This window comes from Thioalkalivibrio sp., from assembly GCF_041685615.1.
Classification (GTDB): Bacteria; Pseudomonadota; Gammaproteobacteria; order Ectothiorhodospirales; family Ectothiorhodospiraceae; genus Thioalkalivibrio.
The window spans coordinates 7156-8277 of the sequence record NZ_JAWLFK010000067.1; the positions used below are offsets into that span (position 1 = coordinate 7156).

Annotated in this window: 2 protein-coding genes; one reads left to right on the top strand and one right to left on the bottom strand. The window is 68.2% G+C overall.

The window, feature by feature from the left end:
- The coding region (locus ACESLR_RS10900; protein ID WP_373067365.1) for a metallophosphoesterase at window positions 1-519 on the bottom strand (519 nt) is incomplete at its 3' end.
- A gap of 160 nt (window positions 520-679) precedes the next feature.
- Between ACESLR_RS10900 and dksA the strand changes: the two genes are divergently transcribed.
- On the top strand, window positions 680-1105 hold the full coding sequence (gene dksA / locus ACESLR_RS10905; RefSeq protein WP_373025325.1) for an RNA polymerase-binding protein DksA: 426 nt from the start codon (window positions 680-682) through the stop codon (window positions 1103-1105).
- Window positions 1106-1122 lie beyond the last annotated feature (17 nt).

Consider the following 1122-nt stretch of genomic DNA (forward strand, 5'->3'; position numbering starts at 1 on the left):
GTCCGGGTTGGTCAGGCCGATACGGTCCATCCAGGCGCTTCCGATCGGCACGACCGGGTGGTGGATGGCGATCATCGCCCAGTGCTCCGGATGACGGGTCAGCACCCGCTCCAGCCGTTCCAGTTCGGCGGGCTCGATGCGTCCGGCCGCCTGTCCCGGGACTGCCGAGTTGAGTCCAACCAGGAGCCAGTCGCCCAGCACGTGGCGTCCGTCCAGTACGTGCCCGGCGGCTGTGAAGGCCCGGTCCAGTTCACGCCACTCGTCGTGATTGCCCGCCAGGCCGGCGAGCGGCCAGCCCGGCACATGCCGGTCCAGCAGATCCAGCAGGCGCGAATAGGCTTCCGGCGCGGGTTCTTCCGCCAGGTCGCCGGTTAGCCAGAGCAGGTCCGGGCGCGGCTGGTTCCGGCCGAGCGCATCGAGGACCCGCGCGCACTGGCGGTCGCTGTCGGGGTAGCCGGGGCGGATCGGGCCGGGCTCCCGGGCCAGGTGGGTGTCGCTGATCTGGAGGATGCGCTGCATGCGGGGTGTGTCGCTGTCTGTTGGTCGGGGTTGTGCATTGGGGCGCGCTTTCGTATTTGCCGCCCGGCCGGGTTATTGCCCTATACTCGATCGGGTGTACCGCGTATCGCGCAGGGGCCTTTCCGCATGGGGCGGGAAGGGGCCTGGCGAGGGGCCCGAGATGAGCCAGGAAACCAAGACCCGCCCGGATTCCGGGTACCGTCCGTCCGAGGACGAACCCTACATGAATCCGCGTCAACTGGACTACTTTCGTGCCAGGCTCGAGGCCTGGCGTGCCGAGCTGATCGAGGAATCGGAACAGACCCTGGAACACCTGCGCAGCGAGAGCTGGCAGGAGCCGGATCCCAATGACCGCGCCAGCCACGAGACGGATGCCGGTCTGGAACTGCGCACCCGGGATCGTTATCGCAAGCTTTTGAACAAGATCGACGAGGCGCTGGCGCGCATCGACCGGGGCGAATACGGGTACTGCGAGGAGACCGGGGAGCCGATCGGTATTGCCCGGCTGGAAGCCCGGCCGATCGCAACCCTGAGCGTGGCCGCCCAGGAGGCTCACGAGCGCGACGAGGCGCGCTACACCCAGTAGCCTGTTGCGTCGCTACG